This is a genomic window from Paenibacillus pasadenensis DSM 19293, assembly GCF_000422485.1.
GTDB classification, from domain to species: domain Bacteria; phylum Bacillota; class Bacilli; order Paenibacillales; family Paenibacillaceae; genus Paenibacillus_O; species Paenibacillus_O pasadenensis.
Genome location: NZ_KE383854.1, coordinates 84,514 through 103,706 on the forward strand (window position 1 = coordinate 84,514; position 19,193 = coordinate 103,706).

A 19,193-nucleotide genomic window follows, 5' to 3' on the forward strand; every position below is an offset into this window, starting at 1 on the left:
ATTTCGGGTTACAGCCCGTAGACCGGGCATTGGAACGTCTGTAACCCGATTATTTCGGGTTGCAGCTCGCAGACCGGGCATTGGAACAGCGACGAGCGCGGAATCTTTCACGGCTGCGACGAAAGGGAGCGGAGAACCGTCTGGGCAAGCCCGCTTTCTCCGCGACCGAGCGGATAAATCGCCCCCGGGCTGGGGGAACTGCCGTGGCGATCGCAGGGGCTTTTACGACAGGACCGATCCGTTCCGCAGGGGGAGTGGTTTGGAGTAGGATTGAACCTGGAGAGCGAAGCGGACGGGGGCTCGTGGAGAAGCGGCAGCGGTTCCCTTGGAGGCCGGATTCCTTCCTTTTCGGAACAGGGAATCAAAGGAATCTGGGCTCCAGGGAGATCGGAACGAGTCTCCGTACCGCGAAGCGGGTGCAGGTTCCAGTCGCTAGCCGGCGGTGTGCAGAGACGATCTTCGGGTTTCAGCCGCGGAAGTACGCTGTTCGGCCGCCCCTCCGCCCCGCGACCGATTGACAGCGTACCTCTGCCCGCTTATTATCTTACAGTATAAGCTATTTAAGCAGGTGAACCGTCGTGGATTACAAGCAGCTGGCCGAAGAAATGTTCGAGCATGTAGCTCGCGCGAGCAAGCCCGCCTTCGAGGAGTCGGGACAGTTCTCGCGAGGGGAGATGGGCATCCTGCTCTACTTGCTCCTGCGCAAAAACGGCGCATCCGCCGGAGAGCTGAGCGAATCCCTGTCCGTCAGCACGGGCCGGATCGCCTCGGCGCTCAAGACGCTGGAGAAAAAGGGGATGATCCTGCGCTGCACCGATTCCGAGGACCGGCGCCGCGTGCTCGTCTACTACACCGATGCCGGCAAAAAGTTTCTGATCGACCGCAGGGCCGAGCATATCGCCCAGACCGAGCAGATGCTTAGCCGGCTGAGCGAGCGGGACGCACGCGAGTTCGTGCGGCTCGTCAAGCTGCTGATGCCGTGAGCGCCATTCGGCGCGGCGGCTCTCGGGGAACGCCAGCAGAGCGCCCCGTCGTTGCCTCAGGAAGCGCCGGCAGGCGCCCCAGCCGAAGCCTCGAACGCGCCTCCAAAGCGCCAGCAGGCGCCCCGTCGTTGCCCCGGAAGCGCGCCTCCCAAGCGCCGGCAGAGTGCCTCCAGAACGCCGGCAGGCGCCATGAATGCGGCAGTTCCGCAGCCCCATCCGGGCGCTGCGTTTCTTTTGCACATGTATCTTATACTAGAAGAAATATAGGAGGGAAGGAATTCGATGCTGAAGCTGTTCAAGTATCTGACGAAGGGCGAGTGGGGGTTCGTCCTGTACAGCCTGATCTTCATCATCGTCCAGGTGTGGCTTGACTTGCGGCTGCCGGATTACATGGCCGAGATCACGACGCTCATCCAGACGGAGGGCACGCGCGCGGCCGATCTGATGGAGCCGGGCGCCTACATGCTGCTGTGCGCCGTCGGCAGCGTGCTGACGTCGGTCATCGTCGGCTGGTTCGCCGCCAAGGTGGCGGCGGGGCTGGCGATGCGGCTGCGCGGCATGGTGTTCGATCGGACGCTGTCGTTCTCCCATCAGGAGATCAACGGCTTCTCGACGGCCAGCCTCATCACCCGTTCGACCAACGACGTGACGCAGGTCCAGATGATCGTGGCGATGGGGCTGCAGGTGATGCTCAAGGCGCCGATCCTCGCGGTCTGGGCGATCGCCAAAATTTCCGGCAAAAGCTGGGAGTGGACGGCGGCGACCGGCGCCGCAGTCGTCGCGCTCATCGTCATGCTGAGCGTCATCATCGTGTTCGCGATCCCCAAGTTCCGCATCATCCAGGGGCTGACCGACAACCTGAACCGCATCACCCGCGAGAACCTGACCGGCCTGCGCGTCATCCGCGCCTACAACGCGGCGGCGTACCAGGAGGCCAAGTTCGACCGGGCGAACCGCGAGCTGACCGGCACGAACCTGTTCGCCAGCCGGCTGATGGCGATCATCGGTCCCGGCATGACGATCATCATGTCCGGCCTCAGCGTCTCGATCTACGCGATCGGCGCTTACCTGATCCAGGATGCGCCGGGCACGGACCGCATCGGGATCTTTTCCAATATGGTCGTGTTCACCTCGTATGCGATGCAGGTCGTGATGGCGTTCATGATGGTCAGCATGATCTTCATCATGGCGCCGCGCGCGGCCATCTCGGCCAGGCGGATTCTGGAGGTGCTGAATACGGAGGCCGCGATCAAGGACGGCGTCGAGACGAAGGGCAGCGGCGAGGGCGGCATCGAGTTCCGGAACGTCAGCTTCAAGTATCCGGGCGCCGAGGAGCCGGTGCTGCGGGACATCAGCTTCAAGGCGCGCAAGGGCGAGACGGTGGCGATCATCGGCTCGACCGGCAGCGGCAAGACGAGCGTGCTGAACCTGGTTCCGCGCTTCTATGACGTCGCCGCAGGCGAGGTGCTCGTCGACGGCATCGACGTGCGCCGCTACAGCCAGCACGCGCTGCGCGCCAAGCTCGGCTATGTCTCCCAGCGGGCGGTGCTGTTCAGCGGCACCGTCGCCGCCAACGTCGCCTACGGCAGCGCCGAGCCGGGGCGCGAAGCCGAGGAGGGCGTCCGGCGTGCCGTCGCGATCGCGCAAGGAACCGATTTTGTCGAGTCCATGGAAGGGCAGTACGAAGGCCGCATCGCCCAGGGCGGGGACAACGTCTCCGGCGGCCAGAAGCAGCGGCTGTCGATCGCGCGCGCCGTCTACCGGCGGCCGGACATCTACCTGTTCGACGACTCGTTCTCGGCGCTCGACTACCGCACCGACCGCGAGCTGCGCGCCGCGCTGCGCCGGGAGACCGGCGGCGCGACGACGCTCATCGTCGCCCAGCGCATCGGCACGATCAAGGACGCCGACCGCATCCTCGTGCTCGAGGACGGGCGCATCGTCGGCAGCGGCACGCATGAGGAGCTGCTGCAGGACTGCCCGACGTACCAGGAGATCGCCCTTTCCCAGCTATCCAAGGAGGAACTCGCCCATGGCACGATCGAATCAGCCTGACACGACGGAAGACAGCCGCAAAACGCCTCGACGGGGCCATCCCGGAGGCGGCCCCATGGGGGGCGGACCGATGGGCGGAGGCATGATGCCCGGCGACAAGGCGAAGGACTTCCGCGCCACGCTCCGAAAGCTGGCCGCCTACTGCCGCAAGTACATGCCGGCCATCGCGCTGGCGCTCGTGCTGGCGCTGGCCGGATCCGCGCTGAACGTCATCGGGCCGGACCTGCTGCGCGACATTACCGACAAGATCCAGGAGGGCATCCGCGGGACGATCGACATCGACGCGATCAACCGGATCGTGCTGCTGCTCGCGGCGCTGTACGGCGCCGGCCTGATCTTCAACTACGCGCAGGGCTTCATCATGGCGACGGTCACCCAGCGCATCACGAACAAGATGCGGACCGAGATCTCCGCCAAGATCAACCGCATGCCGCTGCGCTACTTCGACTCGACGAGCTACGGCAACGTGCTGAGCCGCGTCACGAACGACATCGACATGATCGGGCAGACGCTGAACAACAGCCTCGGCATGCTCGTCTCGTCCGTCGCCCTGTTCGTCGGCGCGCTCGTCATGATGGTCTATACGAACTGGATCCTCGCCATCACGGCCGTCGTCTCGACGATCGTCGGCTTCGCGCTCATGAGCGTCATCATGAAGCATTCGCAGCGCTGGTTCGTCGCCCAGCAGGAGGTGCTCGGGCGGCTGAACGGCCATATCGAGGAGACGTACTCCGGCCACGCGGTCGTCAAGGCGTACAACGCCGAGGAAGAGGCCAAGGCCGCCTTCCACTACCTGAACGGCAAGCTGTACGGCAGCGCCTGGAAATCGCAGTTCATGTCCGGCCTCATGATGCCGATCATGGGCTTCGTCGGCAACCTCGGCTACGTCGCGATCTGCGTCGTCGGCGCGATGCTCGTCACCTCGAATACGATCAGCATCGGCACGATCGTCGCGTTCATGATCTACATCCGGCTGTTCACGCAGCCGCTCGGCCAGATCGCCCAGGCGGCGACGAACCTGCAGGCGACGGCCGCCGCGAGCGAGCGCGTGTTCGAGTTCCTCGAGGAGGAGGAGCTGGCGGACGAGAGCGCCAAGACGACGAAGCTGGCGCAGGTCAAGGGCGAGGTCGAGTTCCGCCATGCGCGCTTCGGCTACACGGCCGACAAGGACGTCATCAAGGACTTCTCGATGAAGGCGGAGGCCGGGCAGAAGATCGCCATCGTCGGCCCGACCGGGGCCGGCAAGACGACGCTCGTCAACCTGCTCATGCGGTTCTATGAGCTGAGCGGAGGCGAGATCCTCATCGACGGCGTGCCGATCGACCGGATGACGCGGGAGGACGTGCATGACCTGTTCAGCATGGTGCTGCAGGACACCTGGCTGTTCGAGGGCACGATCCGCGACAACATCGCCTTCGCCCGTCCGGACGTCACCGACGCGCAGATCGAGGAGGCTTGCCGCGCCGTCGGCCTGGACCACTTCATCCGCACGCTGCCGGACGGCTACGACACCGTGCTGGGCGACCGCGCCAGCCTGTCGGCCGGACAGAAGCAGCTGCTCACGATCGCGCGGGCGATGATCGACGACGCGCCGCTGCTCATCCTCGACGAAGCGACGAGCTCCGTCGACACGCGCACCGAGCTGCTCATCCAGCGGGCGATGGACCGGCTCTCCGCCGGCAAGACGTCGTTCGTCATCGCCCACCGGCTGTCCACGATCAAAAACGCCGACCGCATCCTCGTCATGAAGGACGGCGACATCCTCGAGACCGGCACGCATGACGAGCTGCTGGCGCGCGGCGGCTTCTACGCCGAGCTGTACAACAGCCAGTTCGAGCAGGTTTCCTGAGCCGACGGAAAGCAAACCAGCCGCCCAAGACCGATTCCCGTTTCCGGGGCATCGAGCTTGGGCGGCGTTTTTTTTGCAGGGCAGGGGGAGCATCGCTCGACGCTCACGGTCCCTTCAGCCGGACTGCGCCGGAGCCGCTCAGAGGCTGCCTTCCTTCGAAAGGAACTGCTCCAGCTCCCTCTGCTGCCGCAGGTGGTGGCGGAAATGCATGCCCGCCAGCTCCAGCCACTCGCGCGCGTCCAGCCAGCCGAACCAGCCGTGCTCGATGCGCCCGCCGGGAGCGGCGCCGATGTCGCCGTCGCTTCCGCCAGCGGCAGGAATGCGCCCGGCCAGCTCCTCCAGCCCCTGCTGAAGCTCGTCGCGGCTGCGCGAGTTGGACGGCGGAGGGAACTGCTCCTCCGGCAGGCGGACCCGGATATCGGGGAATCCGCCTCTCGCCCGCATCGCCTCGATAGCCGATCTTTCTCCCTGCCGAGGTTGCCGCCGTCCGAACGGGCTCCTATACTGGAGGAAAGGGGGATTGGTACGGATGGCAAATCACGTTGCCGGGAGACGCCGGACTCATGCAAAGCCTGATTGAGGGGCGATCCTTTGCATGGGGCATATCCGGCTGAAGACGATATCGCCCGCCGATCGTTTCCGAAAATGGGGCTTTGCACCTTATGAAGATTCAACCATCTTAACCATAAGGAGCGTTAATCATGACCCCCCCATTTATCCGAAACCATCACTTCAACATCATTCAGAATCAGGCGCGGCTGCTGCAGCAGGCCTGCGCCTCGGCGGCAGACCCGAAGGTGCTCCGCTCGGTGCGCGAGGGCGTGCAGCTGGCGCTGTACGAGGCTTTCCCGGACGCGGACGCCGGGCAGCGCGCCCTGCTGGAGCCGATCGCCGATTGGCATGCGGCGGATGATTTCCGCCTCGGGCTGCAAGCGCTGCAAGCGTACCGGCTTCCGTTTCCGGCGCTCGCGGAGGGCGAGCTGCGCCGGCTGTTCCCCAAGGCCAAGAAGCTCAAGGGCCCGGATCCGGGCGCGCTTGAGCTCGAGCGGACGACGTATCTCGGCTGGACGGAAGCCGGCAGCGGGCGCATGTTCCTCGTCTGCGACATCGACGGAAGCCGCGTCGGCGTCGAGGGCAGCGTGACGGGCTCCGTCCGGGGCAAAAACGTCTGCTTCGCCTGCCGGCATCATAGCGAGGTCGGCCTGTTCACCGCCATCGCCAAGCATCGGCCAGCCAAGGCGTCGCCGGACTACTACAAGGCGATCGGCAACTACATCTGCCTGGACAGCGCCGCCTGCAACCGGCAGATCGAGGATGCCGGTCCGCTGGAGCGGTTCGTCCGCGATGTGACCGCGCGCTGACCGCGCGCAGGCTTCGGACCTGGCCTCGTGCAGGGGCCAGGTGCTTTTTCATCCGTGAGCGGAGGAGCGATGAGGACGGAGCAGGAGAGAAAGGTCGCGACTCTGCAGTCGCGATGCTGCAGCTGAAGCGTAGAGAGGGGCTTTTTCGACACATGGACATCCGCTTGCTGGAGCCGCGCGACAACGAACGCATGGCCGGCATCATCCGCGCCAGCCTGATCGAGTTCGGCGGCAACCGCTCCGGCCTCGCCTGGGAGGACGCCAGCCTGCATGACCTGCACGCGTATTACCGCGAGCCGGGGCGCGGCTACTGGGTCGCCCTGGACGACGAAGGCGAGGTCGCGGGAGGCTGCGGCATCGCCGAATTCGCCGGCTCGGCCGACGTGTGCGAGCTGCAAAAGATGTACCTGCGGCCGTCCGCGCGCGGTACGGGCGCCGCCCGGCTGCTGCTCGCCGAGGCGCTCGGCTTCGCCCGGGGCCGTTATCGGCAGTGCTATCTGGAGACGCTGACGAGCATGAAGGCGGCGGAGCGCTTTTACGAGAAGAACGGCTTCGCGCCGCTGAGGGAGCCGCTTGCGGGATCGGAGCATTACGCCTGCGACGCCTGGTATATCCGGGATCTATAACCCCCACTTCGAGGAGGAAGAACAATGGCTCAAGCGCTGCTGGTGATCGACGTGCAGAAGGACCTGGTAGAAGGAAACGGAGGAGAGGTTCCGATCTTCGAGCCGGAGCGGCTGTTCGCCGCGATCGGCAAAGCGGTCGAGCAGGCGGAGCGGGCGGGAGCCCGCATCGTCTTCGTGCGGGACAAGTCCATCGGCGGCGGAGAGGGAGAGGGCTTCGACGTCCATCCCGCGCTGCGGATTCCGCCGGACGCCGTCCTGTTCGACAAAACGGCGGTCAGCTCGTTCCACGAGACCGGACTGCTCGAGCATCTGCGCGAGCATGACGTGACGCACTGCGTCATCGCCGGCTGCATGACGCAGTACTGCATCGATACGGCGGTGCGCGCCGCCACGCTGCACGGGTTCGACGTCACGCTCGTGCGCGACGGCCATTCGACGAGCGACTCGCCTGTCCTGCCGGCCGAGCAGATCATCGCCCATCATAACGCGACGCTGCACGGCTATGCGAACAACGGTCCGTTCGCGCTGGCACGCCCTGCGGACGACCCGCTGTTCGAGCCGCCGCATGACAAGTACCGCTGACGGACGGCATGCCGGCGCGTGATGGGAAGTCGATGTTTTTTCATGCAAATGGAGCGCAGGATAACATCCTGCGCTCCATTTGTTTCATTCCGCCTTCTCCTCGGCGCTGTCGCCGTCCAGCGAAAGCGCGGCCAGGATCGTGAAGATGAACATCGTGCCGTCTCCGACCTGCGACGAGGCGCTGATCGTGCCGCCCATCAGCTCGACCAGCGTCTTGCTGATGGACAGGCCGAGGCCGGTGCCGCCGCGCTTTGCCGAAGGGGCGTCGAGCTGGATGAACGGCTGGAACAGCAGGTCCATCTTGTCCGGCGGGATGCCGATGCCCGTGTCCTCCACGACGAACTCCAGCTGCAACGATGCGTCCGACGCTCCGCGCTCGTTGACGTACACCTTCACGCCGCCCGCCTCGGTGTGGCGGATCGCGTTGGCGATCAGGTTGGAGAGCACCTGCTTCAGACGGCCGGCGTCCCCGATCAGCGTGCGCGGCAAGGAAGGGGCGACGTACGATTCCAGGCTGAGCCCCCGCTCCTCGGCCATCGGACGGAACAGGTCGAGCGTATCGCCGAGCACGACCTCCAGCTCGAACGGCTGGCGGTGCAGCTCCATCTTGCCGTTTTCCATCCGGGAATAGTCGAGGATCTGGTTCACGATCGTCATGAGGCCCTGGCCGCTTTTATGGATCACCTCGGCATGATGCCGCTCCTCCTCCGGCAGATTGCCCTCGAGCATCAGCTCGGACATCGAGAGGATGCCGCCGAGCGGCGTGCGGATCTCATGGCTGATCATGTCCAGGAAGCCCGATTTGACCCGCAGCGCCGCCTCCGCCTGCTCCTTGAGCGCGGTCATCTCGCGATTGCGCGCCTCCAGCTCCTGCGTCCGCAGCAGCAGCTGGTCGCTCTTGAGCTGCAGCTCCTTGCGCGCGAGATAAAAGCTGGCGAAGGCGTCGATCTTGCTGAGCAGGATGTCGGGATGAAGCGGCTTCGTGATGTAGTCGATCGCGCCGGCGGAGTACGCCTTCATATAATCCTCCAGCTCCGAGGTGAGCGAGGTGAGGAACACGATCGGGATGTCCTGCGACTTCTTGCGCATCTTGATCCGGCGCGCGGTCTCGAAGCCGTTCATGTCCGGCATGAGGACGTCCATCAGGATGAGGGCGATGTCGTTTTCCAGCAGCGCCTTGAGCGCGAGCATGCCGGAGGTCGCGCCGAGCAGCTTGTAAGGGCGGTCCTGCAGAAGCGCCGCGATCGAGGTGTATTCGTCCGGCCGGTCGTCGACCAGCAGGATGTTGACGGGAATATCCGATTGCCTGTGCAATGGGGCACCGCCTTTCTTTCTAGTTGATCAGCCAAGTCTTGAGCATCGTGACGAGCTGCGTCGTATTGATCGGCTTGGGCATGTAGTCGGAGGCGCCGGCGTCGAGGCAGCGGATCCGGTCCTCCTCCATCGCCCGCGCGGTGAGCGCGATGATGGCGAGGGTCCGGAACGCCGGATCGGAGCGGATCGCGCGCATCGTCTCGTAGCCGTCCATCTCCGGCATCATGATGTCCATGAAGACGAGCTCGACATCCGGCGTCTCGCGCAGCAGCCGCACGGCCTCGCGTCCGTTCTGGGCGAAGCTGATGTCCATGTTGTAGCCCTCGAGCACGCTCGAGAGGGCGAAGATGTTGCGCATGTCGTCGTCGACGATGAGGATGCGCTTGCCCTCGAACGCGGCCGCGGGATCATGCAGCTTCTCGATCAGCTGCCGCTTGTCCGGCGGCAGGTCCGCGGTGCGGCGATGCAGGTACAGCGCCGTCTCGTCGTAGAGCCGCTCCATCGAGCGGACGTTTTTGATGACGATGCTCTCCGCGTATTGCTTGAGCTTCTGCTCGTCCTGGCGGCTCAGCTCCTTGCCGGTATAGATGATCGTCGGCAGCGTCTGCAGCTTGCGGTTCGTCTTGACCTGCTCCAGCAGGTCGAAGCCGGAGATGTCCGACAGGCCGAGATCGAGCACCATGCAGTCGAAATGCTGCATCATCAGCTGCTCCAGCGCCTCCCGTCCGCTGCCGACGGCGGTGATGCGGACGTCGGGGTGGCCGATATAGGCGACGAGGCTATGCCGCAGGTCGGCGTTGTCCTCGACGATGAGCAGGCTTTTCTCCTTGCGGCGGATGTAGGAGTCGATCTCGAGGAACGCCGTCGCCAGCTCGTCCTCGCCGCTCGGCTTCTTCCAGAAGGACAGCGCGCCGAGGCTGAGCGTCTGCTGGTCCCGATCCTCCGTCGAGATGACGTGGACCGGGATATGGCGCAGCTCCGGACGGCTCTTGAGCCGGCTGATGATCGACCGGCCGTCGAGCACGGGCAGGTCGGTGTCGAGCACGATCGCGTCGGGCTTGTACGCATGGGCGAGCGCGAGCCCTTGGTCGCCCTGGAAGGCGACGAGCGCCTTGAAGCCGCGGTTTCGGGCGAGCTTCAGCAGGATCGCGGCATAGGCCGCGTCGTCCTCGATGATGAGCAGCACGGCGTCGCCCGGCTCGATGCGGTCCCGATCGTCCTCCATTTCCGAAAATTGCAGCAGCTTCGGGTTGGAGATCGAGATGTCCGGCACGAACGATTCCATGAACTTGGCGGCGGCCGGAGCCTTCGCCTTCTCGGCGATCGAGATCGTGGCCTGCGCCGCCGCGGCGGCTTGGGCACGGGCCTCGCTCTGGCGAGCAGGCAGGACGAGCCGGAACCGGCTGCCCTGTCCCGGCGTCGACTCCGCCTCGATGCGCCCGCTGAGCAGCTCGGCCAGCTCGCGGCTGATCGTCAGGCCGAGTCCCGTGCCGCCGTACTTGCGGCTGGTCGTGCCGTCCGCCTGCTGGAACGCTTCGAAGATCGACTCGAGCTTCGCGGTCGGCACGCCGATGCCGGTATCCTCGACCTCGAAGACGACCTCGTCGGCTGCGGCCGCGCCTTTGCGGATGCTCAAGGCGACGGAGCCCTCGTCCGTGAACTTAAGGGCGTTGGACAGCAGGTTGCGCAAAATCTGCTGCGCCCGGTGGCCGTCGGTATCGATGGAATCCGGGGCGTCCGGCGCGATGCGGATGTCGAACGCGAGCTCCTTGCTCTGCGCCTGCTGCTCGAACATGCGGTACAGCCGGCCGGCGATGTCCTGCAGCTCGGTCGGCTCGATGACCGGCGTCATCTTCCCGGTCTCGAGCTTGGCCAGGTCGAGGATCTCGTCGATCAGCTGCAGCAGGTCCTTGCCGGAGGAATAAATCGTATGGATGTACTCCAGCTGCTTGCCGACAAGGTTGCCCGGCCTGTTCTCCGCGAGGATCTGGGAGAGGATGAGCAGGCTGTTGAGCGGCGTGCGCAGCTCATGCGAGACGTTGGCGAGGAACTCGGACTTATGCTGCGCGGCGAGCAGGATCTCCTCCGCCTGGGCCTGAATCTCCAGCTTCTGGCGTTCGGACAGCTCCGTCTGGGCAAGCAGCGAGCGGTTGGACGCCTCCAGCTGCTCCGTCTGCCCGCGCAGCTCCTCGGCCTGCAGCCGCAGCTGCTCGTTGGACGCCTCCAGATCGAGCGACTGACGATGCAGCTGGTCCGTTTGGGCTTTGAGCTCCTCGGTCTGGGCCTGCAGCTCCTCCGTCTGCAGCTGCAGCTCCTCGGCCTGGACCTGCAGCTCCTCGGTCTGGGACTCGAGCTCCTCCTTCTGGAGCTGCGTCTCGCGCAGCAGCTCGTCGATGCGGGCGACGTCCGCGAGCGTGTTGATAAGGATGCCCATGTCCGCGCCGACGCGGCCGATCAGCTGGCGCTCCTTGCCGCTGAAGCCGCGGAAAGAAGCCAGCTCCAGCACGGCGACGGCTTTGTCCTCGTAGAGGATCGGCACGAGCAGCAGGGCGGCCGGCTCGGCGGCGCCGAGTCCCGAGCGGACGCGGATATAACCCGGCGGCACCTCGGCGAGCTCGATCATCGCGCGGTTTTCCGCGCATTGGCCGACGAGTCCTTGTCCGAGCCGCACCGGCTCGGACGGCAGCTCGGCCTCGTCATGCGCGTAGCCGGCGGCCGCATGGTAGGCCCCGTCGGGACGCAGCGCGTAGAGAGCGCCGCAGCTCGCGTCGACCGACGAGGCGAGCTTGGCGAGGAAGATGCGGGAAGCCGCGCCCACCTCGATCGAGCCTTGCAGCAGGATGGCCATCTCCGAGACGCGGGCGTTGAGCCAGGCCTCCTCCTCGGCTTGCAGGCGCAGCGTCCGCTCCTGCTCGGTCTTGACATGCAGGCTGCGGGCGATCTGACGGAACGAGCCGGCGATGGCCCCGAGCTCGTCCGCTGGCGCATCCGCGGCGGCGGACGCGACCGGCTCGCCGCGCTCGATGCGCTCGGCGATGCCGGCGGTCTCGGCCAAGCCGGCGCGCATCCGCCGGCCGAGGCTCCGGCTATGCCAGGCGGAGGCGGCGATGCCGGCGGCGGCGACGGCCGTAGAGACGGCCGTCAGTACGGGATCGGCTTGAATCCAAGCCAATCCGATGAAATATGTCAAGGTCAGGACGACGACAAGCGAGCTGATCTTGCTTTGAATTCTCAAGCGTCCTCACCTCCCGGATGGAATCTAGGCATCGTTCCATTATACCTTCTTCAAACCTCCAATAGATAGGGAATGCGAGGGAAGGAAGAGGCGATAGAAGGATCGGAGAGAGAAACGGCGGGAGAGGGAGGAGGAGGGGCTCGGGCGGCCGGAATGGCAAAAAAAGGCCCCCTGGGCGTGAAAGGGGCCGAATGACGGGAGGGGACGGACTGGCGTCGGCGGCCCGAGGGCGCATGCGGCCGGCCGGGATCGGCATGGAGGCCAGGCGGCCGAGCCGCCTTCGAGGGAGCTCCGCCAAGCCGCCCGCCTAGCGTCGAAGGGCCGGCGCGGCGTCTGAGCCGCGGGAGCTCAGGCTGCCGGCGATCAGGAACTGGGCGCCGTAGTAGGTCAGCATGATGAGCGCATGGGAGAACGGCACGTCCGCGACGAAGAGGTTCCAGGAGAGGATGGAATCGGAGGCGACGAACAGCAGGCTGCCCGCGATCGCCTGGCGGTCTCCGGTCTGGATGGCCGACCAGGCCATCAGCGAGATGACGGCGACGTACGCGATGACGGGAACGATCAGGCCGGTCTGGCCGCTGCCGCGCAGCGCCTCGACGAGGCGCATGCCCATGAAGATGCCGTAGGCGGCCAGCGGCAGGAGCGCGGCGATCCGCAGCGGCGAGAAGCGCATGCGCAGGAGGAACGACGACAGATAGAACAGATGGCCGATCAGAAAGGCGCTCAGCCCGATCACGAACCAGCGCAGCGTGCCGTCGCCGACCGCGCAGAAGACGAGGCCGATCAGCCCCAGCGTCTGCCATGGCCGGCGGTCGGCTGGCTTTGGCAGACGGGTCCAGGCGTAGGCGAAGATGAGCGCCATCGGGACGAGCTTGAACGTCAGCTTGAGCGCTTCCGGCTCGAACGGAACGGCGAAGATGTAGATCAGCCCCATCAGGGCGATGAGCAGGGGCAGGACGAGCCGGGAAGCGGACTTGGGCTCGGCTGGAGACTTGGGGTCGAGCTTGGGCGTTGGCATGAGCGTTCCTCCATGGCGGCGAATGTTGCGGCTGCATCTGCAACCGTTTACACAGATTATATAGCGGGAACGCGGATTCGAACAGCAGCCGAGGGCGGGCGGCGGGGAGGCGCTGCCGGGCAAGGCTTGGCCAGCCGCGCCAAAAAGCCGCATGCGGTTCAAGCGCATGCGGCTTTTGGCGCGGCTTCAAGCGGCGAGGGGCGGCGGCCGCCGTCCTAGCCCGGGAACGTCGGATGCGATCCGCGGCGGCGCAGCGCGGAGCTGCGGGAGCCGCCCGGCCCGAGCAGAGCGGCGCCGGCCGCCGCGCAGAACAGTCCGGCCGCGTAGCCGGCGGCGATGTCCGTCGCGTAGTGGACGCCGAAATAAAGGCGGCAGTAGCCGACGGCGCCGATGACGAGGACGGCGGCCGCGGCGGCTGCCAGCCTCAGCCAGCCGCTGCGCGCTCCGCGCCAGGCGATGACGGCGAGCAGGCCGTACAGCGCCATGCCGACCATCGCGTTGCCGCTCGGGAAGCTGTAGCCGCTCGCTTCGATCCAGCCGGCGTGCTCCGGGCGGGGGCGCTGAAGCCACTCCTTGAGCCCGCTGTTCAGCAGCAGGGCGGCCAGCACCGTGCCAATGACGACGACGGCCTGGCGCCGCCGTCCGAATGCCCACGACAGCGCCGCGGCCAGCAGCGTCGCTCCGGCGAAGACGGCTGTCGAGCCGAGCTTGTTGAGCGCCTCCATGGCGGCGGCGGGCTGCTCCTCCGCCGTCAGCGACCAGGAGCCGCGGATGGAATCGTCGATCGGTGCCGTGCCGTCCATCGGCGCCCAGAGCGCGAGCGCCGCGAAGGCGAGCGCGGCCGCAGCCGCGATGAGCCATGCTTTCATGTCAATCCGCCTTTCTTCCATGTTTTCATCCCGCATTATAGCACGGGAAAGAAGCGGGAACACAGGAAAACCGGTCCGGAGGGCCTCGGAGCCGCGACCAATCGGGAAGGCGCTATCGCCCGCAAGCAGATCGAGGTGTCGGACAGAGGCGGAATTGCCGATATTCCCCTTAATCGACCATAAAAAGGGAGGATTTCAAGTCATGTCTACTGATCCGCAAAACCGTCCGATTCCAGCCGATCTCCGCGAGGAAGAGGAGCGTCCGCCGTCTTACGGCCGATCCGCGCCGCCGTTCGCGGCCGAGCATGAAGCGGCTGCCTCCTTGGCGGCCCAAGGCGCTTCGGCCAAGGGCATGGGCGGCGCGGCTGCGGCGCGCCTCAAGCAGGTGGACGGCCGCCGTCTGGCCGCGCTGCTGCGCGATCCGCTGCAGGGGCTGCGGGAGGAGCCGGAGCGGGACTCGGCTTACGGCTGGATCGGCCTCGGCGCATCCGTGCTCGGCTTCCTGGTCTGGACGCTGTTCATGCAAAAGGCGCTGCAGGGGCTGTTCTACAGCCTGTTCGGCTTCGGCGGCCTGTTCGCCTACGAGCCGGGCTTTGACTTCGGCCTCGCGCTGAGGATGCTGCTCGGGGGAGCGCTGTCGCTGGCGGCGCTGCTGGGCAGCCTGTACCTGTTCGGGAGCCGCTTCGGCAGCCGCAAGCGCAGCCTCCTCCAGGCTGCCGTGCCGCTCGGCGCGATGCAGCTCTTGTCGGGCGCAGGCTTCGCCGCAGCCGGCATCGCGGCGCTGGCGAGCATCCGGCTGTCGCTGCTGCTGCTCGTCGTCACGCTGCTCGTGACGCTGGCGACGACGGTGACGGGCGCGGCGGAGCTGTTCGAGGTGCGCCAGGAGCGGCGCTTCGCGTTCATCGCCGCTTCGATCGCGTCGTATGCGGTCGTGCTGCTCGTGCTGTTCAGCCTGCTGTTCTAGGGCGTGTTTGCAAACCCGCTCAGGGGCATCTATCACCGCCTTTTTGCCCCCTGCTTTGTCACGCAGACTCGACGTACCCCCGGTACGCCTTCGCCTACGTTCCTCGCAAGGACCAAAAATTCGGCCCTATCGGCTCCCTTCGGAGTATGCAAACACGCCCTAGCGCTCGCGCCGAACCCGTCGTCAGGCGCGCCTCCATGCCTCGGCCGACGACGACAAACAAGCGAAGCCCGGAAGGTCGGGCTTCGCTTCTTTGCTGTCCGCTACACGCTGCGGATGAGGCGGATATAGAACTCGATGCCTTTGCCGAGCTTGCGGATGGGCAGCGACTCGTTCGCGGCGTGGATCGTCTCGCGCTCCTCGCGGCTCAGCTCGTACGGGGTGAAACGGTATACATACGGCCACACCGCGGCGAAATGCCGCGAGTCGCTGCCTCCGAGCATGACGTACGGCGTCACGGCCGCCTCGGGATACGTGCCGCGGATCGCCGCGGCCACGATCCGGTACGGCTCCTCCCGCGTCGTCGAGACGGGCGAAGGATCGCCCGCCCGCACGATGCGGAGCTCGACGGCATCGTCGGCGATCGCCCGCCGCATGCGCGTGGCGACGCCTGCGGCCGTTTCTCCGACGGCGACGCGCACATTGGCGCCAGCCTTCGCCTCGGCGGGCAGGACGTTGGCGGCCGGACTGCCCTGCAGCGTCGTCACGGCGATCGTCGTCGAGCTGAGCGCCCTCGTTTCCGGCGAGAGCCGGTGGAACAAGCGCGCCAGCAGCGGACGCAGCAGCCATAGATTGGCGAACAGGATCCGGTAGCCGAACGAGGAGCGCCGTCCGAGCGTATCGAGCATGTCCAGCGTCGGCGGCGGGAAAAACGGCTTCGGCGGCCGCCGCTCCAGCCGCTGGATCGCCCGCGCCAGCCGGAACGCCGGACCGAGGCGGGGCGGGGCGGAGGCATGTCCGCCCGCGCCGCGCACGACCAGCTCGAAGTCGCTGACGCCCTTCTCGGCGACGCCGACGACGGCGATCGGTCCGCGCACCCCGGGGAAGATGTTCTCCACTACGGCGCCGCCCTCGTCGACGACGAGGCCGGGCCGGATGCCGCGCTCCTGCAGCAGGCGCACATGGGTCGGCGCGCCGTCGCCCGCGATCTCTTCGTCGTCGCAGAACGAGAGGTAGATGTCGCGCTTCGGCTTGAAGCCGCTGGCGACGAGCTGCTCGACCGCCTCGAGAATGCAGACGAGCGTGCCTTTCGTATCAATTGCGCCCCGCCCCCAGACGCGTCCGTCCGCGATCTCGCCGGAGAACGGCGGATGGAGCCACCCTTCTTCTTCCGCAGGCACGACGTCAAAATGGGACATGAGCACGGTCGGCGCCTCCGGCTCGGCCCCTTGCCACCGGTAGAGCAGCGTGCGGCCGTTCACGATCTCCCGCTCCAGCGCCCGATGGGCGGCGGGATAAAGATCCGGCAGCAGATCCAGCAGCGAGCGGAACTCGGCGCGGTCGGCCGATGACGGCTCGCGGCTCGAGACGGTGCGCTTGCGGATCAGCTGGGACAGCCTGCCGGCGGCGGCGTCCGCGTCGACAGGGATCGGCTCGCCGCCGCCGGCATGGGGCGCGAGGTCGGCCGCATCGGGCCGGAACCGCGCTGCCCGCACGAGCAGGACGGCCGCCAGGACGAGCAGGAGCGCGAGCAGGAGAAGCAGGATCGAGACTGCGGGCTGGGGCATGGGGGATCTCCGCCTTTGCATGGGGGATAGGTTCGGGGAGTACAAGTCCACCGTACCAATGCCGCCTCCGCGCGTCAACGGATAACATTCTCTTCCCGAAGAAGAGCGGATTCCCCCGGCATGCCGGCCCGAATCCGATGTGGGGTCCGGACCGGGACGAAGCCGCATCGCCGCCGGCGGGCGGCGGCAGCCGGTTCGCCTCGGCCCGTCCGGTTCAGGCGGATTGAACGGCGGCCAGATGCTCCTCGAGCCGGTCCCATGTTTCGCGGACGCCATGCTCCATGCCCATGTCAATGACCGACTGCAGCTGCGCCGCCGTCTCGTAGCGGCTGCGGTTGATGACGGTCGTAGAGCCGTCCCGCTCCACGAACTCCAGCTCCGTGAAGCACGGAGGCAGCTCCTCGTTGATCGTGCCTTCCTCGTCCGAGAAGTAGTCCGTACAGGAATAGAAGTCTTGCGGATTCGTTTCCTTATAGATCGTCTTGCCCCAGGATTCCATGCCGTAGAAGTCGCCCTGCGCCGGATCCTCGCACTTCATGCAGTAATGCCAGACGCCGCCGGGGCGGAAGTCGATGTCGCATCTTGTCAGCGTCCAGCCGTGCGGTCCCCACCATTTCTTCAGATGCTCGGCTTCGGTAAAAGCGCGGAATACGAGATCCTTCGGAGCGCCGAAGGTCCTCTCTATTATGAACTGATTGCCCTCGACCCGGATCCTCGTGGTCATGATCCCATTCCTCCTCGAAAAGTAGTCGGTGCAAGTTCCATGGATGCGTTAGCCATGAATCCACTATAGCTTCATTTGAATATTCCTGTCAAGGAATATTCAAATGAAGAATAAGAACCGGCAGCAGGCGGCTGTCCGTCTGCCCTTCTACCGGCTCTTCGTATCTTCCGCATCGACCGCTCCCGCCGGCGTCCGAACCGCCGCATAGGCATCGACAGCAGCATCGGCTTGACTGCCGATCCGATCCGTTGCGGCCTACGCCTGCGCCGAAGGAGGCTGCTGGGCCTTCTCCTTGAGCGCCCGCCGCAGCGTCTTGCCGGAGCTGTTCTTGGGCAGCTCGGCGAGGAACTCGATCGCCGTCGGCCGCTTGTACTTGACGAGGCTGCCGCTGCAGAAGGCGGCCAGCTCCTCGGCCGTCAGCGCCTCGTCGCTGCGGACGACGTACGCCTTGACCGCCTCTCCGAGCGTCTCGTCAGGCACGCCGACGACGGCCGCCTCGAAGACGCCGGGATGGCGGTAGAGCACCTCCTCGACCTCGCGCGGATAGACGTTGAAGCCGCCGACGTTGATCATGTCCTTCATGCGGTCGACGATATAGATGTAGCCTTCCTCGTCCATGCGGGCGATGTCGCCGGTATGGAGCCAGCCGCCCCGCAGCGCCTCGGCCGTGGCGTCCGGCAGCTTGTAGTAGCCTTGCATGACGTTCGGCCCCTGCACGATCAGCTCGCCGATCTCGCCGCGAGGCACCTCGTTGCCCTGGTGATCGACGATGCGGTTCGTGACGCGCGGGATGTCGACGCCGACCGAGCCCGGCTTGCGCTTGCCGCCGAGCGGATTGAACGCCGTCACCGGCGCCGCTTCCGACAGGCCGTAGCCCTCGTAGATGACGACGCCGAACCGCTCCTCGACCTTGCGCAGCATCTCCACGGGCAGCGAGGCGCCGCCGGAGGAGCAGAGCCGGAGCGTGGCGAAGTCGGCGGCCGTCGCGTCCGGCACCTGCAGCAGGTAGGCGTACATCGTCGGCACGCCGGAGAACATCGTCGCCCGCTGCTCGCGGATCGCCGCGATCGTCTCCACCGGATGGAAGCGCGGGAGGATGATGATGCAGGCGCCGACCGCGAGCGGAGCGTTCAGGCAGACGGTCAGGGAGTAGATGTGGAACATCGGCAGCACGGCCACGGCGCGCTCGTTTTCGGTCAGCTCGAACATCGTATAGACCGATTCGGCGTTTGTCGCCAGATTGCGATGGGACAGCATCGCGCCCTTCGGCTTGCCGGTCGTGCCCGAGGTGTAGAGGATGACGGCGGTGTCCTTTTCATCGATGTAAGCGGATTCAAGATGTCCGGCGCCGAGCTGAAGCAGACGGGCAAAGGAATCCTCGCCTTCTTCTTCGCCGACGTAGAAAGGCTGGATCGGGCGGGGCAGCCGGGCTTGCAGGGCGGCGAGCAGCGGCCGCAGCGGCGCGGCGGCGATCGCGGCGCGAGCTCCGCTGTCGGCGAGGATGTACGCGAGCTCATCCGCCGTATAGGTCGGATTGACGGGCACGACGATCGCTCCGAGGGCGAGCGCGCCGTAGAGGGAGACGATGAACTCCGGGGCGTTGCCGAGCAGCAGCACAACCTTGTCGCCTTTGGCGATGCCTTCGGCGGCCAGGCCGGCGGCGCAGCGGCGCACCTGCTCGATCAGCTCCGCATAGGTGGCGCTTGCTCCTCGGTAGACGTACGCTTCCCGTTCCGGGAAGCTTGCCGCGCTGTTCTCGAGCGCTTCGACCAGGTTCCAGCTCATGCTTCAGTCAGCTCCTTTTTCGTCTAGGTAGGCGGGGAAGGATCTGCGATGACTCACTGCCATCTTATTCGCGGAAGCGCTTCCGAATCCCTGCGCGTTTT

15 protein-coding genes are annotated in these 19,193 nt (G+C 66.1%); 7 read left to right on the forward strand and 8 right to left on the reverse strand.

The genetic code is table 11. The annotated features are described in order from the left end of the window. The first annotated feature begins 578 nt into the window (after positions 1 to 578). The 3 genes from H582_RS0120675 (at position 579) to H582_RS0120685 (ending at position 4,887) form a co-directional block, all read left to right on the forward strand. Entirely contained in the window at positions 579 to 983 is a 405-nt protein-coding gene (locus tag H582_RS0120675; protein WP_028600065.1) for a MarR family winged helix-turn-helix transcriptional regulator, read from the forward strand. 282 nt (positions 984 to 1,265) lie between these two features. Next, a complete protein-coding gene (locus H582_RS0120680) occupies positions 1,266 to 3,038 on the forward strand; it encodes an ABC transporter ATP-binding protein (RefSeq protein WP_028600066.1) in 1,773 nt (590 codons plus the stop codon). Between the two features lie 55 nt (positions 3,039 to 3,093). Next, complete coding sequence (locus H582_RS0120685) at positions 3,094 to 4,887, forward strand: ABC transporter ATP-binding protein (protein ID WP_240479054.1); 1,794 nt, start codon at positions 3,094 to 3,096, stop codon at positions 4,885 to 4,887. A 138-nt stretch (positions 4,888 to 5,025) separates the two neighbouring features. On the opposite strand, the gene H582_RS28740 is transcribed toward H582_RS0120685, so the two are convergent. After that, complete coding sequence (locus tag H582_RS28740; RefSeq protein WP_052333492.1) at positions 5,026 to 5,331, reverse strand: hypothetical protein; 306 nt, start codon at positions 5,329 to 5,331, stop codon at positions 5,026 to 5,028. A gap of 257 nt (positions 5,332 to 5,588) precedes the next feature. On the opposite strand from H582_RS28740, the gene H582_RS0120695 reads away from it, so the two are divergent. From H582_RS0120695 to H582_RS0120705, 3 genes are all read left to right on the forward strand, one after another. Further along, the gene (locus H582_RS0120695) at positions 5,589 to 6,248 is read left to right on the forward strand and encodes a FusB/FusC family EF-G-binding protein (protein WP_028600068.1); all 660 of its coding nucleotides are present in this window, start codon (positions 5,589 to 5,591) and stop codon (positions 6,246 to 6,248) included. Positions 6,249 to 6,400: 152 nt separating this feature from the next. After that, a complete protein-coding gene (locus H582_RS0120700) occupies positions 6,401 to 6,874 on the forward strand; it encodes a GNAT family N-acetyltransferase (RefSeq protein ID WP_028600069.1) in 474 nt (157 codons plus the stop codon). Between the two features lie 24 nt (positions 6,875 to 6,898). Continuing rightward, complete coding sequence (locus H582_RS0120705; RefSeq protein ID WP_028600070.1) at positions 6,899 to 7,456, forward strand: cysteine hydrolase family protein; 558 nt, start codon at positions 6,899 to 6,901, stop codon at positions 7,454 to 7,456. An 84-nt stretch (positions 7,457 to 7,540) separates the two neighbouring features. On the opposite strand, the gene H582_RS28745 is transcribed toward H582_RS0120705, so the two are convergent. The 4 genes from H582_RS28745 to H582_RS28750 all read right to left on the reverse strand — a co-directional run bounded on the left by H582_RS28745 (position 7,541) and on the right by H582_RS28750 (position 13,892). Next, positions 7,541 to 8,770, reverse strand: a complete 1,230-nt coding sequence (locus tag H582_RS28745; RefSeq protein WP_052333493.1) for an ATP-binding response regulator — start codon at positions 8,768 to 8,770, stop codon at positions 7,541 to 7,543. Between the two features lie 19 nt (positions 8,771 to 8,789). Continuing rightward, positions 8,790 to 12,005: a response regulator gene (locus H582_RS0120715; protein ID WP_084137481.1), complete on the reverse strand. Its 3,216-nt coding sequence runs from the start codon at positions 12,003 to 12,005 to the stop codon at positions 8,790 to 8,792. Between the two features lie 307 nt (positions 12,006 to 12,312). Then, positions 12,313 to 13,023 (reverse strand): lysoplasmalogenase, encoded by a 711-nt coding sequence (locus H582_RS0120720; protein WP_052333494.1) that lies wholly within the window; start codon positions 13,021 to 13,023, stop codon positions 12,313 to 12,315. 215 nt (positions 13,024 to 13,238) lie between these two features. After that, positions 13,239 to 13,892, reverse strand: coding sequence for a phosphatase PAP2 family protein (locus H582_RS28750; RefSeq protein WP_052333495.1), 654 nt, complete (start codon positions 13,890 to 13,892; stop codon positions 13,239 to 13,241). Between the two features lie 202 nt (positions 13,893 to 14,094). On the opposite strand from H582_RS28750, the gene H582_RS0120730 reads away from it, so the two are divergent. After that, on the forward strand, positions 14,095 to 14,856 hold the full coding sequence (locus H582_RS0120730) for a hypothetical protein (RefSeq protein ID WP_028600073.1): 762 nt from the start codon (positions 14,095 to 14,097) through the stop codon (positions 14,854 to 14,856). 263 nt (positions 14,857 to 15,119) lie between these two features. Here H582_RS0120730 and H582_RS0120735 read toward each other — a convergent pair whose 3' ends face one another. From H582_RS0120735 to H582_RS0120750, 3 genes are all read right to left on the reverse strand, one after another. Beyond that, positions 15,120 to 16,583 (reverse strand): M20/M25/M40 family metallo-hydrolase, encoded by a 1,464-nt coding sequence (locus H582_RS0120735; RefSeq protein ID WP_084137483.1) that lies wholly within the window; start codon positions 16,581 to 16,583, stop codon positions 15,120 to 15,122. A 214-nt stretch (positions 16,584 to 16,797) separates the two neighbouring features. Continuing rightward, positions 16,798 to 17,307, reverse strand: a complete 510-nt coding sequence (locus H582_RS0120740) for an SRPBCC domain-containing protein (RefSeq protein WP_028600075.1) — start codon at positions 17,305 to 17,307, stop codon at positions 16,798 to 16,800. A 255-nt stretch (positions 17,308 to 17,562) separates the two neighbouring features. Then, a complete protein-coding gene (locus H582_RS0120750) occupies positions 17,563 to 19,092 on the reverse strand; it encodes a long-chain-fatty-acid--CoA ligase (protein ID WP_028600076.1) in 1,530 nt (509 codons plus the stop codon). Between the last annotated feature and the right edge of the window lie 101 nt (positions 19,093 to 19,193).